This window comes from Nocardia sp. NPDC006630, from assembly GCF_040611495.1.
Lineage (GTDB): Bacteria > Actinomycetota > Actinomycetes > Mycobacteriales > Mycobacteriaceae > Nocardia.
On sequence record NZ_JBEXOK010000003.1, the window covers coordinates 332,722 to 348,172 of the forward strand.

At 65.5% G+C, this 15,451-nt stretch carries 16 protein-coding genes; 6 read left to right on the top strand and 10 right to left on the bottom strand.

Annotated elements, in window-relative coordinates; all coding sequences use genetic code 11:
* Window positions 1-107: 107 nt before the first annotated feature.
* Window positions 108-1,607 carry a depupylase/deamidase Dop gene (dop, locus tag ABZX86_RS09655; protein ID WP_355121835.1) on the bottom strand — a complete coding sequence of 500 codons (1,500 nt, stop codon included), beginning with the start codon at window positions 1,605-1,607 and terminating at the stop codon, window positions 108-110.
* A 142-nt stretch (window positions 1,608-1,749) separates the two neighbouring features.
* On the opposite strand from dop, the gene ABZX86_RS09660 reads away from it, so the two are divergent.
* On the top strand, window positions 1,750-3,018 hold the full coding sequence (locus ABZX86_RS09660; RefSeq protein WP_355121837.1) for a DUF418 domain-containing protein: 1,269 nt from the start codon (window positions 1,750-1,752) through the stop codon (window positions 3,016-3,018).
* Between the two features lie 4 nt (window positions 3,019-3,022).
* Here ABZX86_RS09660 and ABZX86_RS09665 read toward each other — a convergent pair whose 3' ends face one another.
* The 3 genes from ABZX86_RS09665 to ABZX86_RS09675 are packed head-to-tail and all read right to left on the bottom strand — an operon-like array spanning window position 3,023 to window position 6,056.
* Window positions 3,023-4,594 (bottom strand): FAD-dependent monooxygenase, encoded by a 1,572-nt coding sequence (locus tag ABZX86_RS09665; RefSeq protein ID WP_355121839.1) that lies wholly within the window; start codon window positions 4,592-4,594, stop codon window positions 3,023-3,025.
* A gap of 30 nt (window positions 4,595-4,624) precedes the next feature.
* A complete protein-coding gene (locus ABZX86_RS09670) occupies window positions 4,625-5,245 on the bottom strand; it encodes a TetR family transcriptional regulator (protein ID WP_355121841.1) in 621 nt (206 codons plus the stop codon).
* 55 nt (window positions 5,246-5,300) lie between these two features.
* Window positions 5,301-6,056, bottom strand: a complete 756-nt coding sequence (locus tag ABZX86_RS09675; protein ID WP_355121843.1) for a TetR/AcrR family transcriptional regulator — start codon at window positions 6,054-6,056, stop codon at window positions 5,301-5,303.
* Between the two features lie 49 nt (window positions 6,057-6,105).
* Here ABZX86_RS09675 and ABZX86_RS09680 point away from each other — a divergent pair, with 49 nt between their 5' ends.
* Complete coding sequence (locus tag ABZX86_RS09680; RefSeq protein ID WP_355121845.1) at window positions 6,106-7,005, top strand: diiron oxygenase; 900 nt, start codon at window positions 6,106-6,108, stop codon at window positions 7,003-7,005.
* Complete coding sequence (locus tag ABZX86_RS09685; RefSeq protein WP_355121847.1) at window positions 7,002-7,358, top strand: DUF4873 domain-containing protein; 357 nt, start codon at window positions 7,002-7,004, stop codon at window positions 7,356-7,358. The genes ABZX86_RS09680 and ABZX86_RS09685 overlap by 4 nt, the downstream gene beginning before the upstream one ends.
* On the opposite strand, the gene ABZX86_RS09690 is transcribed toward ABZX86_RS09685, so the two are convergent.
* Window positions 7,355-8,044, bottom strand: coding sequence for a TetR/AcrR family transcriptional regulator (locus ABZX86_RS09690; protein ID WP_355121849.1), 690 nt, complete (start codon window positions 8,042-8,044; stop codon window positions 7,355-7,357). The two genes, ABZX86_RS09685 and ABZX86_RS09690, sit on opposite strands and share 4 nt — an antisense overlap.
* A gap of 128 nt (window positions 8,045-8,172) precedes the next feature.
* On the opposite strand from ABZX86_RS09690, the gene ABZX86_RS09695 reads away from it, so the two are divergent.
* On the top strand, window positions 8,173-8,622 hold the full coding sequence (locus ABZX86_RS09695; RefSeq protein ID WP_355121851.1) for a nitroreductase family deazaflavin-dependent oxidoreductase: 450 nt from the start codon (window positions 8,173-8,175) through the stop codon (window positions 8,620-8,622).
* A gap of 6 nt (window positions 8,623-8,628) precedes the next feature.
* Here the strand turns inward: ABZX86_RS09695 and ABZX86_RS09700 are convergent, their stop codons facing one another.
* From ABZX86_RS09700 to ABZX86_RS09715, 4 genes are all read right to left on the bottom strand, one after another.
* The gene (locus tag ABZX86_RS09700; protein WP_355121853.1) at window positions 8,629-8,988 is read right to left on the bottom strand and encodes an arsenate reductase family protein; all 360 of its coding nucleotides are present in this window, start codon (window positions 8,986-8,988) and stop codon (window positions 8,629-8,631) included.
* A 26-nt stretch (window positions 8,989-9,014) separates the two neighbouring features.
* Complete coding sequence (locus ABZX86_RS09705; protein WP_355121855.1) at window positions 9,015-10,490, bottom strand: hypothetical protein; 1,476 nt, start codon at window positions 10,488-10,490, stop codon at window positions 9,015-9,017.
* A gap of 267 nt (window positions 10,491-10,757) precedes the next feature.
* Window positions 10,758-11,117: a nuclear transport factor 2 family protein gene (locus ABZX86_RS09710; protein ID WP_355121857.1), complete on the bottom strand. Its 360-nt coding sequence runs from the start codon at window positions 11,115-11,117 to the stop codon at window positions 10,758-10,760.
* A 185-nt stretch (window positions 11,118-11,302) separates the two neighbouring features.
* Window positions 11,303-12,160, bottom strand: coding sequence for a hypothetical protein (locus ABZX86_RS09715; protein WP_355121858.1), 858 nt, complete (start codon window positions 12,158-12,160; stop codon window positions 11,303-11,305).
* A 145-nt stretch (window positions 12,161-12,305) separates the two neighbouring features.
* Here ABZX86_RS09715 and ABZX86_RS09720 point away from each other — a divergent pair, with 145 nt between their 5' ends.
* Entirely contained in the window at window positions 12,306-12,812 is a 507-nt protein-coding gene (locus ABZX86_RS09720) for a type VII secretion system-associated protein (RefSeq protein ID WP_355121860.1), read from the top strand.
* Window positions 12,813-13,079: 267 nt separating this feature from the next.
* Here the strand turns inward: ABZX86_RS09720 and ABZX86_RS09725 are convergent, their stop codons facing one another.
* Window positions 13,080-13,913, bottom strand: a complete 834-nt coding sequence (locus ABZX86_RS09725; RefSeq protein ID WP_355121862.1) for a hypothetical protein — start codon at window positions 13,911-13,913, stop codon at window positions 13,080-13,082.
* A gap of 724 nt (window positions 13,914-14,637) precedes the next feature.
* Between ABZX86_RS09725 and ABZX86_RS09730 the strand changes: the two genes are divergently transcribed.
* Window positions 14,638-15,003, top strand: a complete 366-nt coding sequence (locus ABZX86_RS09730; RefSeq protein WP_355121864.1) for a hypothetical protein — start codon at window positions 14,638-14,640, stop codon at window positions 15,001-15,003.
* The last annotated feature ends 448 nt before the right edge of the window (window positions 15,004-15,451 follow it).

Sequence of the window (15,451 nt, forward strand, 5' to 3'; positions counted from 1 at the left end):
TTAACCGCATTGACGTCGTCCCGCTATATCCCAGAGGCCTCGGAGGCACCGCCCCCGGACCCCTGGAAGAACGAGGGGCGAGCCCCTGGAACCCGACGAAAAAAACCTCAGTGTGTGAGCTGTTGCACCAGTTCAGCGGCAGTTTGTACGCCGTCGAGCAGTTTCCCCACATGCGACTTGGTACCGCGGCGCGGTTCCAGGGTGGGGATGCGAACCAGAGAATCGCCACCCAGATCGAAGATCACCGAATCCCAGCTGGCGGCGGCGATATCCGCGCCGAAACGCCGCAGACATTCGCCGCGGAAGTAGGCGCGAGTGTCGGTGGGCGGGTTGGTCATTGCGTCCAGCACCTGCTGTTCGGAGACCAGGCGCTGCATGGACCCGCGTGCCACAAGGCGGTTGTAGAGGCCCTTGTCGAGACGGACATCCGAGTACTGCAGGTCGACCAGGTGCAGCTTGGGGGCCGCCCAGGTCAGGCCCTCACGGTTGCGGATGCCTTCCATCAGGCGGAGTTTGGCGGTCCAGTCGAGCAGGTCCGCGGTTTCCATGGGGTCGCGCTCGAGCAGATCCAGGACGTGGGCCCACTTCTCGATGACGTCCTGCACGCGGGCGTCGTCATTGCCGATGCGGTCCATGTACTTCTCGACGCGGTCGAGGTAGATGCGTTGCAGCGCAAGGCCGGTCAGTTCGCGGCCGTCGGCGAGCGCGACGGTGGCGCGCAGCGTCGGGTCGTGGCTGATGGTGTGCACGGCGGTGACGGGCCGGGCCAGTTGCAGATCCGAGAGGTCCTCGCCGGCCTCGATGAGGTCCAGTACCAGGGCGCTGGTGCCGACCTTCAGGTAGGTGGACCATTCGGCGAGGTTGGCGTCGCCGATGATGACGTGCAGCCGCCGGTATTTGTCGGCGTCGGCGTGCGGTTCGTCACGGGTGTTGATGATGCCGCGCTTGAGCGTGGTCTCGAGGCCGACCTCGACCTCGATGTAATCGGCGCGCTGGGACAGCTGGAAGCCGGCGGTATCGCCGTTCTGGCCGATGCCGACGCGGCCGGAACCGCAGATCACCTGGCGGGAGGCGAAGAACGGGGTGAGGCCGATGATGATCTGGTTGAACGGCGTATCGCGGCTCATGAGGTAGTTCTCGTGGGTGCCGTAGGAGGCGCCCTTGCCGTCGGTGTTGTTCTTGTACAGCTGCATGCGCGGGGCGCCGGGCACGCTGGAGGCGAAGCGGGCGGCGGACTCCATGACCCGCTCACCGGCCTTGTCCCAGATCACCGCGTCCAGGGGGTCGGTGACCTCGGGGGCGGAGTATTCGGGGTGCGCGTGGTCCACGTAGAGGCGGGCCCCGTTCGTCAGGATCATATTGGCCGCGCCGACCTCGTCGGCGTCGATGACCGGTGCGGGTCCGTTGAGGCGTCCGAGGTCGAAGCCGCGCGCATCGCGCAGCGGTGACTCCACCTCGTAGTCCCAGCGGGTTCGTTTGGCGCGCGGCACGCCTTCGGCTGCGGCATAGGCGAGGACCGCCTGGGTCGACGTGAGGATCGGGTTGGCCGACGGCTCCGAAGGCGTCGAAATGCCGTACTCGACCTCGATTCCGATGATGCGCTGCATGCCCCGAGCCTAGGCGACGCGGCCGCGAATCGGGCGCGACCGGGTACGGGTCAGGTATCAGGGTGGGTCATTCGCTGGTCGTACCCGGCATCGTTCTCGCGGTCGATCCGCGCTGACCTGCCCGGAAGACACAATGACAGCCATGGCCGAACCGGTATCCCGATCGCAGCCGCGGCGACCGCGCGGTCTCGCCGGCAGCGCGAATCCCGTTCCGGCCGAACCGCGTTCGACACGTCTGCCCGCGCTGGACGTGCTGCGCGGCATTGCCATCCTGGGCACGCTCGGCACGAATATCTGGATCTTCACCAATGGCGCCGGGCTGGTGGGCTACATCTCACGCAACGATGAGCCGCAGGGTGTGTGGTTCTGGGTCGAGCGGACGCTGCAGCAGGTGGCGCAGGGCAAATTCCTGGGCCTGTTGACGATCATGTTCGGCATCGGGCTGGCTATTCAGCAGCGCTCGGCGGTGCGGGCCGGACGGGCCTGGCCGGGCCCCTACCCGTGGCGGGCGGGTCTGCTGCTGCTCGACGGGCTGGTGAACTTCCTGTTCGTCGCGGAATTCGATGTGCTGATGGGCTATGCGGTCACCGGCCTGATCGTGGCATTCATCCTGGCGACGAGCCCGCGGGTGCAGCGGCGCTGGCTGATCGCGACCGCCGCCGTGCACGTCGGCATGCTGACGCTCCTGGCGATCGGCATGGAATCGAGCCGCCCCAAACCTCATTCGCCCACACCGCCGCCGCTGGATCCGAATCCCTATGCCGACGGCTCGTTCTGGGATCTGGTGGTGTTCCGGGTACAGCACGCGGCACTGTTCCGCCTGGAACCGGTCTTCATCATCTTCCTGTCCATCGCCCTGTTCCTGCTGGGAGCGCGCCTGTTCCGGGCCGGTGTCTTCGAGCCCTCCGGTGCGCGAATCCGCAAGTGGCTCATGATCATCGGCTTCGTGGTAGCGACCCCGCTGGATCTCACCGTCGGCATGCGCGGCGGGGATCTGATCCTGCTCACCCGCTACGGCATCGCGCCCTTCGTGGCGCTGGGCATCCTGGGCCTGGTCGCGCACGTCTACGCCCGCCGCCCCGCTCCGGGCTTCGCCGGCCGCCGCTTGGCCGAGGTGGGGCGAATGGCGTTGAGCTGCTACATTCTTCAGAATCTGGTGGCGGGCTTCATCTGCTACGGCTGGGGTCTGGGCATCACCGCGCTGGTCTCCCCCGATACCCGCGTGCTGTTCACCCTCGCCTGCTACTTGATCGTTTCCGCCCTCATGCTCGCGTTCGCGCACTTCTGGTTGCGCCGCTTCGAGCGCGGACCGGTGGAGTGGCTGTGGAATACCAGCTACCACGCCTTGACCAGGCGTGGCAGCCGCGCGAGTTGCCCCGCGGACGCGGCGGGGCGCTGGGAAGCGGGATAAGCGATCATCCGACCGGCGTCGCGCTGCGCGAGGCCGCACCGAACCAGCGGGTGAGAGCTGTTCGCAGCGTTTCGAGTTCGGTGTCGTCGGGGCGGGCTGAGTCGGATGCCCAGGCGATGTAGCAATCCGGCCGGAGTAGCAGCGCTCGGGGTGATTCCTCACCGGAAGTGCGGGCCGCGACAATATCGACGCGGTCGCGCCACTCCGGCAGGGCATCCGCGAGTGCGCCTTCCTCGGTGAGGTCCAGGAGCAAAGGCCTTGCGGTTCTGGTCAATTCGGCGAGACGGACGGTGCCCGCGCCGGTGTGCAGTTCGAGTTCGGGCGCGCAGTAGCCGACGAGCGGGTGCGGGTGCGGATCGCCCATGTCGTAGCGGACATCCGAGCCCGCGATGAGATCGGCCAGGCGCTGGACCGTCTGCCGATCGGTGAGGAGTTCGGCGAAGACCTCGCGCAATGCGGTGACGTCGGCTCCGGGTGCGAGCACCGCCGCCTGCGCCTGCGCGGAGACCACGGATCTGCTTGCCGCAGCACGCCGTTCGGTGTCGTAGGTGTCCAGCAGTCCCGCCGGTGCGTCACCGTTGATCTCGGCGGCCAGCTTCCAGCCCAGATTGATGGCGTCCTGCAGGCCGAGATTGAGCCCGGGGCCGCCGCCGAAGACCAGCACGTGCGCCGCATCCCCGGCGAGCAATACCCGCCGGTCCCGGAAGCGTTCGGCCAATCGGGTGTTGCCGCCGATCAATCGGCGCAGCAGATGCGGCCCCGGACCCGGCGGCGGTCCGATCGGGATATCCGCGCCCAGTACACGATTGACGCTGGCGCGCACTTCCTCGAGGCTCATGGGCTCGGCAGGCTCGGGCTGATCCCACTCGGTGGTATTGATCAGGGGCGCATTGCCGGGCAGCGGCGCGTACACGAAGCCGCCGCGCTCGGTGCGCACCGGCAGGAACGGCCGGATCGGGCCGTAGCCGGGTACGCGCAGTGCGCCGGTGACGGGATCGAGCCAGTCCGCGGGCACGGCGGCATGCGCGGTGCGACCGGTGGTGCGGTCGTAACTGATTCCGGGAAAGTCGATTCCGGACATCTTGCGGACGAGACTGTGCCCACCGTCCGCGCCGACCAGGTAGCGGGCGCGAAGTCGATGGGTGCCGCCGGAGTCCGAAACATCCACCGTGACACCGTCACAGTCCTGCGCGAGGCCGCTGATCGCTGTGCCCCAGCGGATTTCCACACCGAGTTCGACGGCCCGATCGCGCAGTACCGACACGATGCGCGGCTGTGGCGCGGCCATATTGTAGACGGGGCTGTGCTCGAGCAGGCTCAGATCCAGGGCCAGCGCGCCGAACATGAAGTAGGCGGAATTGGGTTGCGGCGCTCCGGCAAAACCGCTGAGCGCTTCGCTCAGACCGCGCCGGTCCATCATCGGCACCACCTGGCCGACCAGGCCGTTGGCCTTGGGTTCGAGGCTCGGTGCGTCGAGTCGCTCCAGCACCAGCGGCCGGATTCCGGCCAGGCTGAGCTCGCTCGCCAGCATCAGGCCGACCGGCCCCGCACCGGCGACGATCACGTCGAAGGTCATGACTTCTCCTGACAGACAGCAGGTTTCGAATTACGGCTCCGGCAGTCCCGCCGCGAGCTCGGTGAATGCCTCCAGCAGCAGCGGCAGCAGCAATCCGGGCGGATCGGTGCGCTGGATGTGATCGATGACAACGGCGCAGACGGCGATGACCGCCGCCGCCACCAGCTTCGGATACAGGTCCCGCTCCGGATCGGTGCCGGTACGCGTGGCCACGGCTACCGTAAGTTCCTGCTGGGCAACGGCATTGGCTTCCATGATGGCCGCCTGCACCGCCGGTGCGCTCAGCATCAGCCGAATGCCCGCCATCCACTGCTCGTCCTGCGGCGGCGCCGCACTCACGTCCTGCCCGAGGGCGAACCGGTCGATGACCGCGGCCGGCATTGCCTCCCAGAGGGATTCGCTCGCCGGGCGCGCCAGTAGTTCCTCCGCCACCTGCTGCATGCGCTCGAGATGCCGCGAGGCCACCGCTTCGGCCTTGCTGGAGTAGTAGTTGCGGAAGGTTCGCACGGAGACGTTCGCCGCGGCGGCGATATCGTCCACCGTCACATTGTCCCAGCCGCGCTCCACACTGAGCCGGATGGTCGCGAGACTCAGCGCGAGGCGGGTTTCCCGCTTCTTCCGCTCCCGCAACCCGAGGTCGCCATCGTTCACCTCACCCAGCGTACAGATTATTGCCGTGATGGCAATATTTCCTCAGCGGCAAAATTCAGGCGCGGGCGGCTTCCGTGCGGGCCACCAGATCGGCGACCACGGTGTCACGGGTGAGCGGCACCTCGAGACTGCGCGCATTGCCCTCGATCAGCGCCAGCATGGATTCGGTGAGAATGCCCTCGACCTGCTCGGAGGTGAGTACACCGTCGGCCCGCCAGCTGTTCACCACACCGTCCACGAAGCCGACCATGCCGAAGGCCGTGGGGCGGGCGCGATTCGGATCGAGACCGAAACTGGTGAGGGTGTCGGCGAACAGGTCCGCCAATTGCGCGCCGATGCGATCGCGCGCTCCGGCCAGGGCGCTCGAGGAGGATCCGTGCGGATCGCCGGCGGCCAGGAAGCGGTGCAGATTCGGGTGCCGCTCCACCCATCCCACATAGGTGCCGACCGCGCCGCGTACCGCATCACGCACGGTGCCGTCCGGGTGTAGTCGCGGAAGTAGTTCGGCCAGTAGCGAATCCAAGATGTGACGGCGGATCTGCTCGTCCAGATCGGCGCGGCCGTCGAAGTGACGGTAGACCACCGGGCGCGGCACCTTCAGCCGATCGGCGATCTGCTGCACCGAGATCTCGGTGCCATTGGCCTCGATGACACTCAGTGCGGCATCCAGCATGTCGGCGCGGCGGCGGGCTTTGTGGCCGTTCCAGCGGGTGCTGCGGCCATCGGCGGTCGCGGGCGGTGTGCGTGCGCTGGTTCCGGTCACCCGGTTCACGATACCCACCTGCTTATTGACCGTTACACCTTGTACCACTAATCTGAGTGTAACAGCGTGTACCAGTAATATGAATCAGGATGCTGACATGGGCAACGACGCCACACTGCTTCCCCAGGATTCCTTCGCTCAGCGTTTGCTGACGGGGCATGTGAAGAAGTTCTACGATCCGGTCGTCGATATCGACTGGGATGCGCCGCTGGATCCGGACAAGCTCTTCCTCCCGGCCGAGGTCGTCTCCCTCTACGGCACGCCGCTGTGGGAATCGCTCAGTCGTGAACAGCAGCGCGAGCTTTCGCGCCAGGAACTGGCCAATGTCCTGTCCGTGGGCATCTGGTTCGAGAACCTGCTCAATCGATTGCTGTTGCGCGAGCTCATGTCCGGCAATCCGACCTCGCGGCATTCGCACTACACGCTCACCGAGATGGGTGACGAATGCCGGCACATGATGATGTTCGGCAAGCTCATCGAGCAGGTGGAGGCAAAGCCGTACTGGCCCAACCCCTATGAGCGTCTGGTCATCAGCTCGCTGCAGATCTTCCTGCGCGGATCGATGGTGTGGGTGGGCGCGCTGGTCGGCGAGGAGATCTTCGACGCCATCCAGCGGCAGACCCTCGACGATCCCGAACTGCAGCCGGTGGTGGCCCGCGCCATGCGGATTCACGTGACCGAGGAGGCGCGCCACATCGGTTTCGCCCGGGATGCGCTCGTGCGCCGGGTGCCCACCATGTCGAAGGCGGAACTGGCGTACACGCGTCTCTGTGTCGCTATTGCCGCACCGCTGTTCGTGCATCTGATGACCAACTGGCACATGTACGTGCGCGCGGGCATCGAGGACGGCCGCGGGGCCCGGCGCATTGCGCGCGCCAATCCGCACGCTCAGCGCACGCTGGGGATCGGCGCGGCGAATCTCGGTGCGTTCCTGGACAAGCAGGGGCTGATCGGCCCGCTCGGCAAGCGCATCTGGCGGCGTCGGGGGCTGCTGTGAGGCGTTCGCGCAGACCGCTGCCCGATGACAGCGAGTATCCGGATCCCGCACCCGCCCCGGAGTATTCGGGACCGGCCCTGCTCGATGCCCCGGGTGCGGAACTCGCCGTATCGGTGAGCCTGAGCGGTCATCTGGACCCGATCGACGGCAATTTCCATTGGTACGGCAGGGTTTCCGCGCCCGAGGGCGTCCAGTTGCCGGATCCCGGGCGGACTCAGGTCTTCCTGACCCTGCCGGGCGGCACACCTGCGCGGGGCGTGCTCCAGGAGCGCGACCCGTGGGGCAACCTGCGCATCGTCGGCGTCGGCACACCGCCATTCCCCATGGAACAGGCGGAGATTCACAGTCGCTAGCGCGGCAGGCCGACCACGTCGGCCATCATCTCCACGGCATAGTCGAAGAACGGACCGGCCGGGTCCATGCTGCCCACGAGCTGCCCGGTCAGTTCGAAACTCACCATGCCGAACAGCTGTGTCCACGCCACCACGCTGCGCGCTATCGCCTCGGCGGGCATGCCGGGCGCGATCAGCGCCGCGAGACCGTCCGATTGCGCGATGAGTTCGGCGGACAGCACGTCGCCCGCCACCGTGAGAGTCCCGCTCTCCCATGCTTCCCGGACGATGGCGACGATGGCGATCGGGAGCCGGGAGGCAGGGCCGACGGTGGTCTGCGGGGCCACGTAGCCGGGCACCGGAGAGCCGTACAGCAGCGCGTATTCGTGTGGATGCGCAATCCCCCAGTCCCGCACCGCGACTGCCGCCGCACGCCACCGCGCCCGGGGTGAATCACCTTCGGCGACAGCATGTTCGACCGCGGCGCCGATGGCGTTGTACGCCTCGATGATCAGTGCGGTCAGCAGCTCGTCCCGGCTCGGGAAATAGCGGTAGAGCGCCGAGGACACCATGCCGAGCTCCCGCGCGATGGCCCGCAGTGAGAGCGCGGGCGCCCCGGATTCGGCGAGCTGACGCCGGGCCGCATCGGTGATCTCACGGGTGATCTCGACTCGGGCCCGTTCGCGGGCGGTGCGCGGCACGCTCATGGGAACAGTCTGCCATATTCCAGAGCACCGCCTCAATTCGAGAGCACTGCTCTTGACACTTCGACGACCTCACGCGCACACTGATCTCAGCAGAGAGCACCGCTCTCGAATCCAGTTAGGAAGAGATTATGAACGACACAGCCACCCGCTACCTCACACCCACCGGCCTCGACCCGATCATGAATCGCATCGCAAATATGCTGCCCAAGCTGGGCATCAGTGTCGCCGGCTCACGACTGCTGGCGGTGCGCGGACGCAAGAGCGGCGAATGGCGCACCACCATGGTCAACCTGCTCAGCACCGCGGACGGCACCCGCTATCTGGTCGCCCCGCGCGGGCATACCCAGTGGGTGCGCAACCTGCGGGTCGCGGGTTCGGGTGAGCTGCGCCTGGGTCGCAAGGTGGAGACCTTCACCGCCACCGAACTCCCCGATGCCGAGAAGCTTCCGGTGCTGCGCGCCTACCTGGAGCGGTGGGGATGGGAGGTCGGGCGCTTCTTCGAGGGCATCACCAAGAACTCCACCGATGCCGAATTGATCGCCATCGCACCGGGATTCCCCGTCTTCGCCCTGAACTGACTTCAGTCAGCGCAGCGTGTCGAGAGTTTCGTCATCGCGGACCAGCAGAGCCCTGCCGTCTGCCGTAAAGACGATCGGCCGCTGAATCAAGCGCGGGTGTGCAGCGAGCGCCTCGATCCAGCGCTCCCGATCGGCGGCCGTCCTCCCCCACGCGGATACGCCCAATTCCTTGGCCTCAGCCTCGCTCGTACGCGTGATCTCCCACGGTTCGAGGCCGAGCTTGCCCAGCGCATCCCGTATTTCGACGGCGCTCGGCGGATTGTCGAGGTAGCGGCGCTCGACGTAGTCGACGCCGGACTCCTCGAGCACCGCCTTGGCTGCACGACTCTTGGAGCACTTCTGGTTGTGCCAGATTTCCGTTGCCATGGGACGCAGCCTAGCGATTCCGGCCCTCACACCCAGTCGACGACCCAGCGGTACGGGCGCATCCAGTACAGACCGGATTCGGGCAGCGGCCCGCCCCAGCGCTGTTCGGCCTGGGTGAGCTCCCAGCGGTATTCGGGCGCGGGTTCGCCCTCGTGGATTTCGAACAGGTGCCGGCGCCAGGTATTGAGCATGGCGGGCACCACCTGTGCGTCCTTGTCGAAGGCCCAGTTCACGCAGCGGCCCATGAGGGTGTCGACGGCGTGGTTGGAGGCATTGCGATCGCCGGTGCTGAGCGAGTGCAGGAAGGCCGCGACCAGGTTGTAGGCAATGGAGTCGTGCACGGAGGTCTGGCCGTTCTCCAGCGCCCACACACCGAGGTAGGTCGGCCCCTGCTCGTCGATCCACACCGAGTGCGCCTCGCCGACCTGATTGTCGAAGATGAGCGACATGAGCAGACCCAGCACCGATTTGCCGACGATCAGCGGATCGGGTTTGCCGGTGGACATGGCCTCGTCGATGAGGGCGCGGTAGGCGGCCGCCGCGACCGCGGGGCGCTGCGCCTCGAGCAGGGCGTCCGCCGTCTCGCCGCCCGCGAGTTGTTCGGCGGGTGGCTGTTTGGGGCCGGAGACGGCTGCTATGCCGGTGTCGGAGACCTGCAGCAGCGCGGTCTGGGCCGGGTCCAGCAGCGGAGAGAAGTCCACCGGGGGCAACGGATCTACGGGTTGCGCGAATCCGGCGGGCGGCAGCAGGTCCACGGGTTGCGGGAATCCGGCGGGCGGCAACAGGTCCACCGGGGGCGGGAATTCGGCGGGCGGCGGGAAGCTCGACGCCGCGTTCCGCACGGTCGGGGAGTTCTCCAGGTATCCCAGTGCCTCGCGCGCGAATTCACTGTCGTGGGCGGTGAGCCAGTCGTGGCCGCCGCGCAGCATATCGACCAGGTGTCCCCCGACGCCGTGTTCGATGGCGCCGCAGATGGCGTAGTAGCCGTAGGCACGGTGTTCGTCGTGCCCCTCGCCCTCGGTGATCAGCAGCTGTGCGTATCGGCTTGCCAGATCGTGTCTTTCGATATCGCCGAGCAGCGTGCAGGCGGTCATGGCCGCCATCAGCACCTCTTCGGGCCCGCCCTGGGAGCGCCGCAGGTCGATGCAGCGATCGGCCATGGTGACGGCGCTCTCGGCGCGGCCCAGCTGGGTGGCGGCCTCCACGGCCATGGAGTACATGGTCGCCAGCGTGGCGGGCGGGATATCGGCAGGGAAGCGCGCCGGCCCGTTCTCCGCTATATGAAGCGCCTGGGCGAAATCGCCTGCCGCGAAGGCGGAACGGAACCGGTAGGACACGACCCAGCCGTAGTCCTGAGGTTCCGGCGCCGCCAGTAGCGCATTGTCGAATGCCGTCAGCCGGGCGAGCGCTTCCTGCGCCTGTCCGGACTCCAGCATGCCGCTCGCCTCGTTCATCACTTCGACGAACGCATTTCGATCCATGGCCTTTTCGCCTTCCCGCATCCTTCAGCCCCGGATCGTATGGCGGCGGGTCGGACTCGCGCGGGCAGTGAGGGAAAGGTCATAGTTTGAAGCCTGTGGACATGACCGGCCGCCCGGCGGCCTGATGCGCCCGCCGGGAATACCGACCCCCCAGTACTCAACTACGTTCCCCCGCAACCGATTCCGCCGCACGAGCGCCGACGGCACCACCCCCCGATCGGGCCGGCAACCGAATATCCGGTGGTGCGGCCGCAATTCACCGCGGCAACACCACCGAACACTCTCCCCTCAGGCGGGCACCTTGTCCAGAAATCCCTGCACCCGCGCGATCTTCCCGTCGACCAGGGTGATCACATCGAACCCGATCACAATCGGCTCCTCGACCCCTGGCGCGTTCAGCGTCCAGGTGAACCGAGCAATATCGTGATGTCCGTCCACAGGCCCGAGCCCGAACTCCAGCCCGGCGAACTGCTCCTGCGCCCCCGCCACCATCCCCTCCACCGCATCGGTCCCGATCAACTGCACCAGCGGGTCAGTGAAAACCACATCCGCCGTGTACAACTCGTCGATCAACGCCCGCCGCTTCCCGGCCTCCTTCTCATTCCAGCTGTCGATGTACCGCTGTGCAACGTTCTCGTATTCGCTCATGCACCAAGCTTCTTCGCTCCGAGTCACAGAGTCGATTACGCGTCAGGTAAGGCTCGCAACCTCAGTTCCAGCGCGGTGTCAGGCAGACCACAACCTCCCGGCCGGCTTCAATCACGCGGCGCCGCAGTGCGATCGAGGCTGGCTCACTCTCTTCGTCCCAAGAAGTGGACAGGCGATCTCGGCTGTCAGGCGCCGTCGTGAGTTCGCCGCGGGGGCACGCGGTGAGTGATGGGATCTGCGAGGTGCTGTTCTTCTGAGGGGTTCGATGCCGTAACGGACAGTGTCGAGGCCTCGCCTTTGATTTGTGTCGGACCCACGGACCAGTTGAGAGTGGGAACCTTGAAGGAAAAGACATCGGTGTCTACTCCGGACTCCCACAGTTGCTCGGTCATCTGGTCGGCTGACGCGTCTCCGTAACAAATCGCGGAAACTGTTGTTTGACTATTATCTTCGATGGCTTGCCGATAGTGATTGTTTGCGGCGAGAATGCGGCCGAAGTTCTTGCCGTCTACGGCGAAATCGGTTGACGTCGAGTCGGCGGAACTTGCCCGAATCAAGACCGTGCCGTCCGGAATCCCGTGCGCGAACACATAGGTCGGTGGCTGCCCGCCGGTATCCCATGGCGCATCCCTGCTGTCGGGCAGTTCCCAATTGACCCCGTTCCCATTCGGGTTCGGTGTGACTATCGGTACCCCGACGCCGTAGCCTCTGTCGGACGTCCGCTCGTCGGCGTTGGCCCATCTAACCCAACTGTCGACGTTGTCGTGTTGGGCTGGGAACTTCACACCGATGAGCTTTCCGTTCGAATCCCTCAAGGGAACGCTTTCGACCGTGCCTATCTCGAACGAGTGGGACATCCCGGTACGAAAATCCGTACCTCTGAGGATCTCGGGAACAGCATCGCCATCTTTCCCTACGAGTTCGGCCGCGACTTCGCGCAGCGGCTCACCAGCAGAGTGCTCGGGCATGCTCCTGGCCGCGTGGATGATCGCACTGGCAACGCGGTCGGATGCTCGAGCGAGAATCCTTGCCGGTTGCGTCATGACGGATCAAAGGTAATTCCGTCCCAGCTCCAATTCCGTCCCAGCTCTGGGAAGTGAGGCATCGTGTGATCGCTTCTGGTGCTACCGTGAGCCGCTGGATTTCGGCAGGGTTTGAATGGTGCGACAGAGCGACAGGAAGGCCGCGGTGGACGATCCGGTTCCCGGGGTGATCCGGCAGGGTGATTGGCTCGTATTGGTCGATCCGGCGTGGGATGCCACCAAAGGGGTGGTTGCGTCCGGTTTGATGGTGGGGGGATGGCGCCGGAACGCTGATGCCACGATCGGGCCATTTCAACCGAATCCTGGCTACAAGCCCAGCGCCGCGACCGTACCGACCGACCCCATCGACGCGATTTTGCGTCGGATCGCAACCGGCGCAGACCATCTCGGTGAAGAACTGACCGCAACAGTTCGTGACTGTATCGTGGCGGTCGCGTACGACGAGCAGGGTAGGCCGTTGATCGGCACCAGCCCAGACGGGGCCTCCTGCGTGTTCGTCGCCACCGCAGAGGTGCAGAAAATCGGCCTGGACGTCCCCCGATGGGGAGCTGTGGTCGGGGCGAAATTGACCGAGTTCGCGCCGCCGGGCGTCGATGTCTTTCTCAATCCTGCAGGGGCTGCGCCGTTCCGGTTAGCACGTCCCCTGGACTAGCCGCGACGCAACACCCACAATCGCACCACGACGGTCCCCGACGCCGGGCCCGCGCAGTTCGTCGCGATCCCAGGGGCAGCGCGGTTCACACGTCGGAGTCGAGATCGAAGTCGAGTTCGATCTACGTCCCGCCCCGGCGATCTACGGCGGCCAGATGATGCGACCGGCCCAACTGGCTCCGCAAGTCCTCGCCAGCCGTCAACGCCAGCATCCAGGAACGCTTACGATCGACTCGCCGCTAGCAAATGCGTTCGGACGCATACGATTTCACGCTGGCTTGGCGACCCGCACTCCCGGCCCAGTGGGATACGTCGACTCGACGCCGGAATAAGAATGATCCGGTGGAACGTACCTGTCCGTGTCACGCATGTTGAGTTCGTAATTGTCGAGGCCGGCCAGAATGGCTGGCACGTCTCGGTAGTCGTGTCTCGCCTGAGCGAGAAAGTCGACCATATCGGCATAGCTGTGCTCACCGTAGCCACGTGGATACCGTTGGGCTGGTTCCATCGGCGGCGCCCAAGGCATTTTCATGGTAGTGAGGAACTGATCGACAACCTTCAGCTGCCTGATCTTCTCGGGGAGCAGCCGCCGCCGGCCTTCTGGATAGATCCCTTGCGCGACAGGACAATCCGCGAATATCCGCTCGAACTGTTCACCCGGGGAGTCCGTGCACGGGTTCTTGATTGCGGTCAACGCGTCCCATACCGGCTGAGCAATTGTTGCGAAAACAATGACATCGCCGTCCAACAAGGTCGACGGCGGGTAGTGGTGGCCGTAGATGTCGGAGCACGAGCAGGTGACCTCGATGAGGTCTATCAGCTCGGCCATACACGACAGGCCGCTCGGCGCATGACGTGTTTGGTCTTTGGCAAAGAACCTGCCCGTCTCGAACGCATCGATGAAGTACTTCGCCACCATGTCGCTGTTGCGACTCTCCTCGTCAGTCTCGCAACCACAGTGATAGACGCCGGTTTCACTGGCCAAGACACCGAGCGCGATCGGCTGATACCGTCGCCCCGTCCACCGCAGCAGCAGGTAGGTGTAGTCCATATCCGCCAAGCTGACACCTGTAATCAGACAGGTGGAGTCATAGAACTGCACCCTTTCACGGTATCGAGGAAGCAGCGCTGCACCCCGCGCACTTCTTCCCGAGTCTGGGAAGAGGATCACCAGGCCGGGTTCCCGAACTCCCGCACCTACCGTATGCCGCGCTGTCCGGAGCCTCATCGGTGATCACGAGAAACAACTCGCTACCTGAGTACTTTGCGTGAACCGTGAGGCCGCCTCCGCTGACCTCGGTGGTCGACTCCACCGCATGACGGAGGCTGCCGAAACCGTTGCGGCCGAGACCTTCAGGTCGGCTCGGTTTCGCCCTCATCGGATTGCCTGCCTCGTCTCCGCGGGCTCGTAGGTGTCGAGAATTGAGATATGTTGCGGTTGAACAGCTGTAAGTCAGTCATCCCGGATCACGGGTATCCAGGTGGCGGGTTGAGCGACTCCGGGCACATCCGAACTCCGTGGTTTGGTAGAAAGAAGTGAGCCAGAAGGCCGTTCGACGGTCCCGGCAGGTGATCACCACGTGGGACCGAAAATGTTCGATCGATCCATAGCGGGCACCGGCCGCAACATTGAGCCCGAAGGGTGCCCGGTCCTACCGCAACCCGCGCGTTTGTCGGCCGTCCAAACCGTGTGCCCGACAGCGCTTCCTGGTGCGCGCTCCTGCCGACTTCCGTGCATCGCCTCGGCGGAACTGTCCTCGTACATCCCGTGTCTCGAGGTGGGAAGTGGCGGTGTTCTCGCGCGGTCAGCCGGCGCCGATGACGAGATGGCCGCCGCACTCGGCGATGAACGATATATGGCAACTACTCAACCAACTCGGTGGTGGCTCGGCTGTAAACGGGCTCTGAAAGCGATCGCCGCAGTCGCGATTACCATCGTGTGGGGCTTTGCCGGCCTGATCCTCGTCTCGATCAACGCGGTTTCCGGCGGCTGCGATGTGAGGGCGACGTGGTCCAGCCCCAAAACGGCCGACCACGCCATCGCGATCATCGGTATCGGACTTATCTGGATTGCCTCCTTCATCGTCGCCGCCGTGTTGCGCCGCACTCGGCTGACGCTGGTCCTGGTCGGCGTCGCAGTCGTGGTGGCGATCCTTGCCGTATCCAAGAGCGGCTGCGTGGGTATCGCCTGAACCAGGTGACCCCTCGGACCAGTTCGTCCTGGGACAGGGGCGGGCTCAACCGCAAATCGAGCCGTCCGGGCGCATCAAGGTAACGAACGTTGGTGAGACACCCCGAAAGATCAACGGGTGGACGAACGCTGATCAACCACAAGTGGGTAGACATCGTGTGAACTCGTTTGTAGCACCGTCCCCAGGCTCTGCGCTATGGAGTGCCGAGTCACGTCGCGACTCTGATCGTGTTGGGGGACGGGGAGGGCAAACCCAACGGTCTGGAAGACCGGCAGCGGACGTTGATCGGCACACCGCCGCAACAGAACTGCCGTCTCAGATCCGCAAATATCGCTGGGCTGCCCGGTGCGCTTGGGCAGCCACGGGCGACACTGACTGCGGCGCAGGAACATCCGAACTGCCGCGACCCACGCTGTTGAGTTCGGCCACTTGGCTTCTCGGGAAGGCT

What these genes read in the sequence shown, in the direction of transcription:
- dop (WP_355121835.1), bottom strand. Translation starts at nt 1,607, where the DNA reads ATGCAGCGCATCATCGGAATCGAGGTCGAGTACGGCATTTCGACGCCT.
- ABZX86_RS09660 (WP_355121837.1), top strand. Translation starts at nt 1,750, where the DNA reads ATGGCCGAACCGGTATCCCGATCGCAGCCGCGGCGACCGCGCGGTCTC.
- ABZX86_RS09665 (WP_355121839.1), bottom strand. Translation starts at nt 4,594, where the DNA reads ATGACCTTCGACGTGATCGTCGCCGGTGCGGGGCCGGTCGGCCTGATG.
- ABZX86_RS09680 (WP_355121845.1), top strand. Translation starts at nt 6,106, where the DNA reads ATGGGCAACGACGCCACACTGCTTCCCCAGGATTCCTTCGCTCAGCGT.
- ABZX86_RS09690 (WP_355121849.1), bottom strand. Translation starts at nt 8,044, where the DNA reads ATGAGCGTGCCGCGCACCGCCCGCGAACGGGCCCGAGTCGAGATCACC.
- ABZX86_RS09695 (WP_355121851.1), top strand. Translation starts at nt 8,173, where the DNA reads ATGAACGACACAGCCACCCGCTACCTCACACCCACCGGCCTCGACCCG.
- ABZX86_RS09700 (WP_355121853.1), bottom strand. Translation starts at nt 8,988, where the DNA reads ATGGCAACGGAAATCTGGCACAACCAGAAGTGCTCCAAGAGTCGTGCA.
- ABZX86_RS09705 (WP_355121855.1), bottom strand. Translation starts at nt 10,490, where the DNA reads ATGCGGGAAGGCGAAAAGGCCATGGATCGAAATGCGTTCGTCGAAGTG.
- ABZX86_RS09710 (WP_355121857.1), bottom strand. Translation starts at nt 11,117, where the DNA reads ATGAGCGAATACGAGAACGTTGCACAGCGGTACATCGACAGCTGGAAT.
- ABZX86_RS09715 (WP_355121858.1), bottom strand. Translation starts at nt 12,160, where the DNA reads ATGACGCAACCGGCAAGGATTCTCGCTCGAGCATCCGACCGCGTTGCC.
- ABZX86_RS09730 (WP_355121864.1), top strand. Translation starts at nt 14,638, where the DNA reads ATGGCCGCCGCACTCGGCGATGAACGATATATGGCAACTACTCAACCA.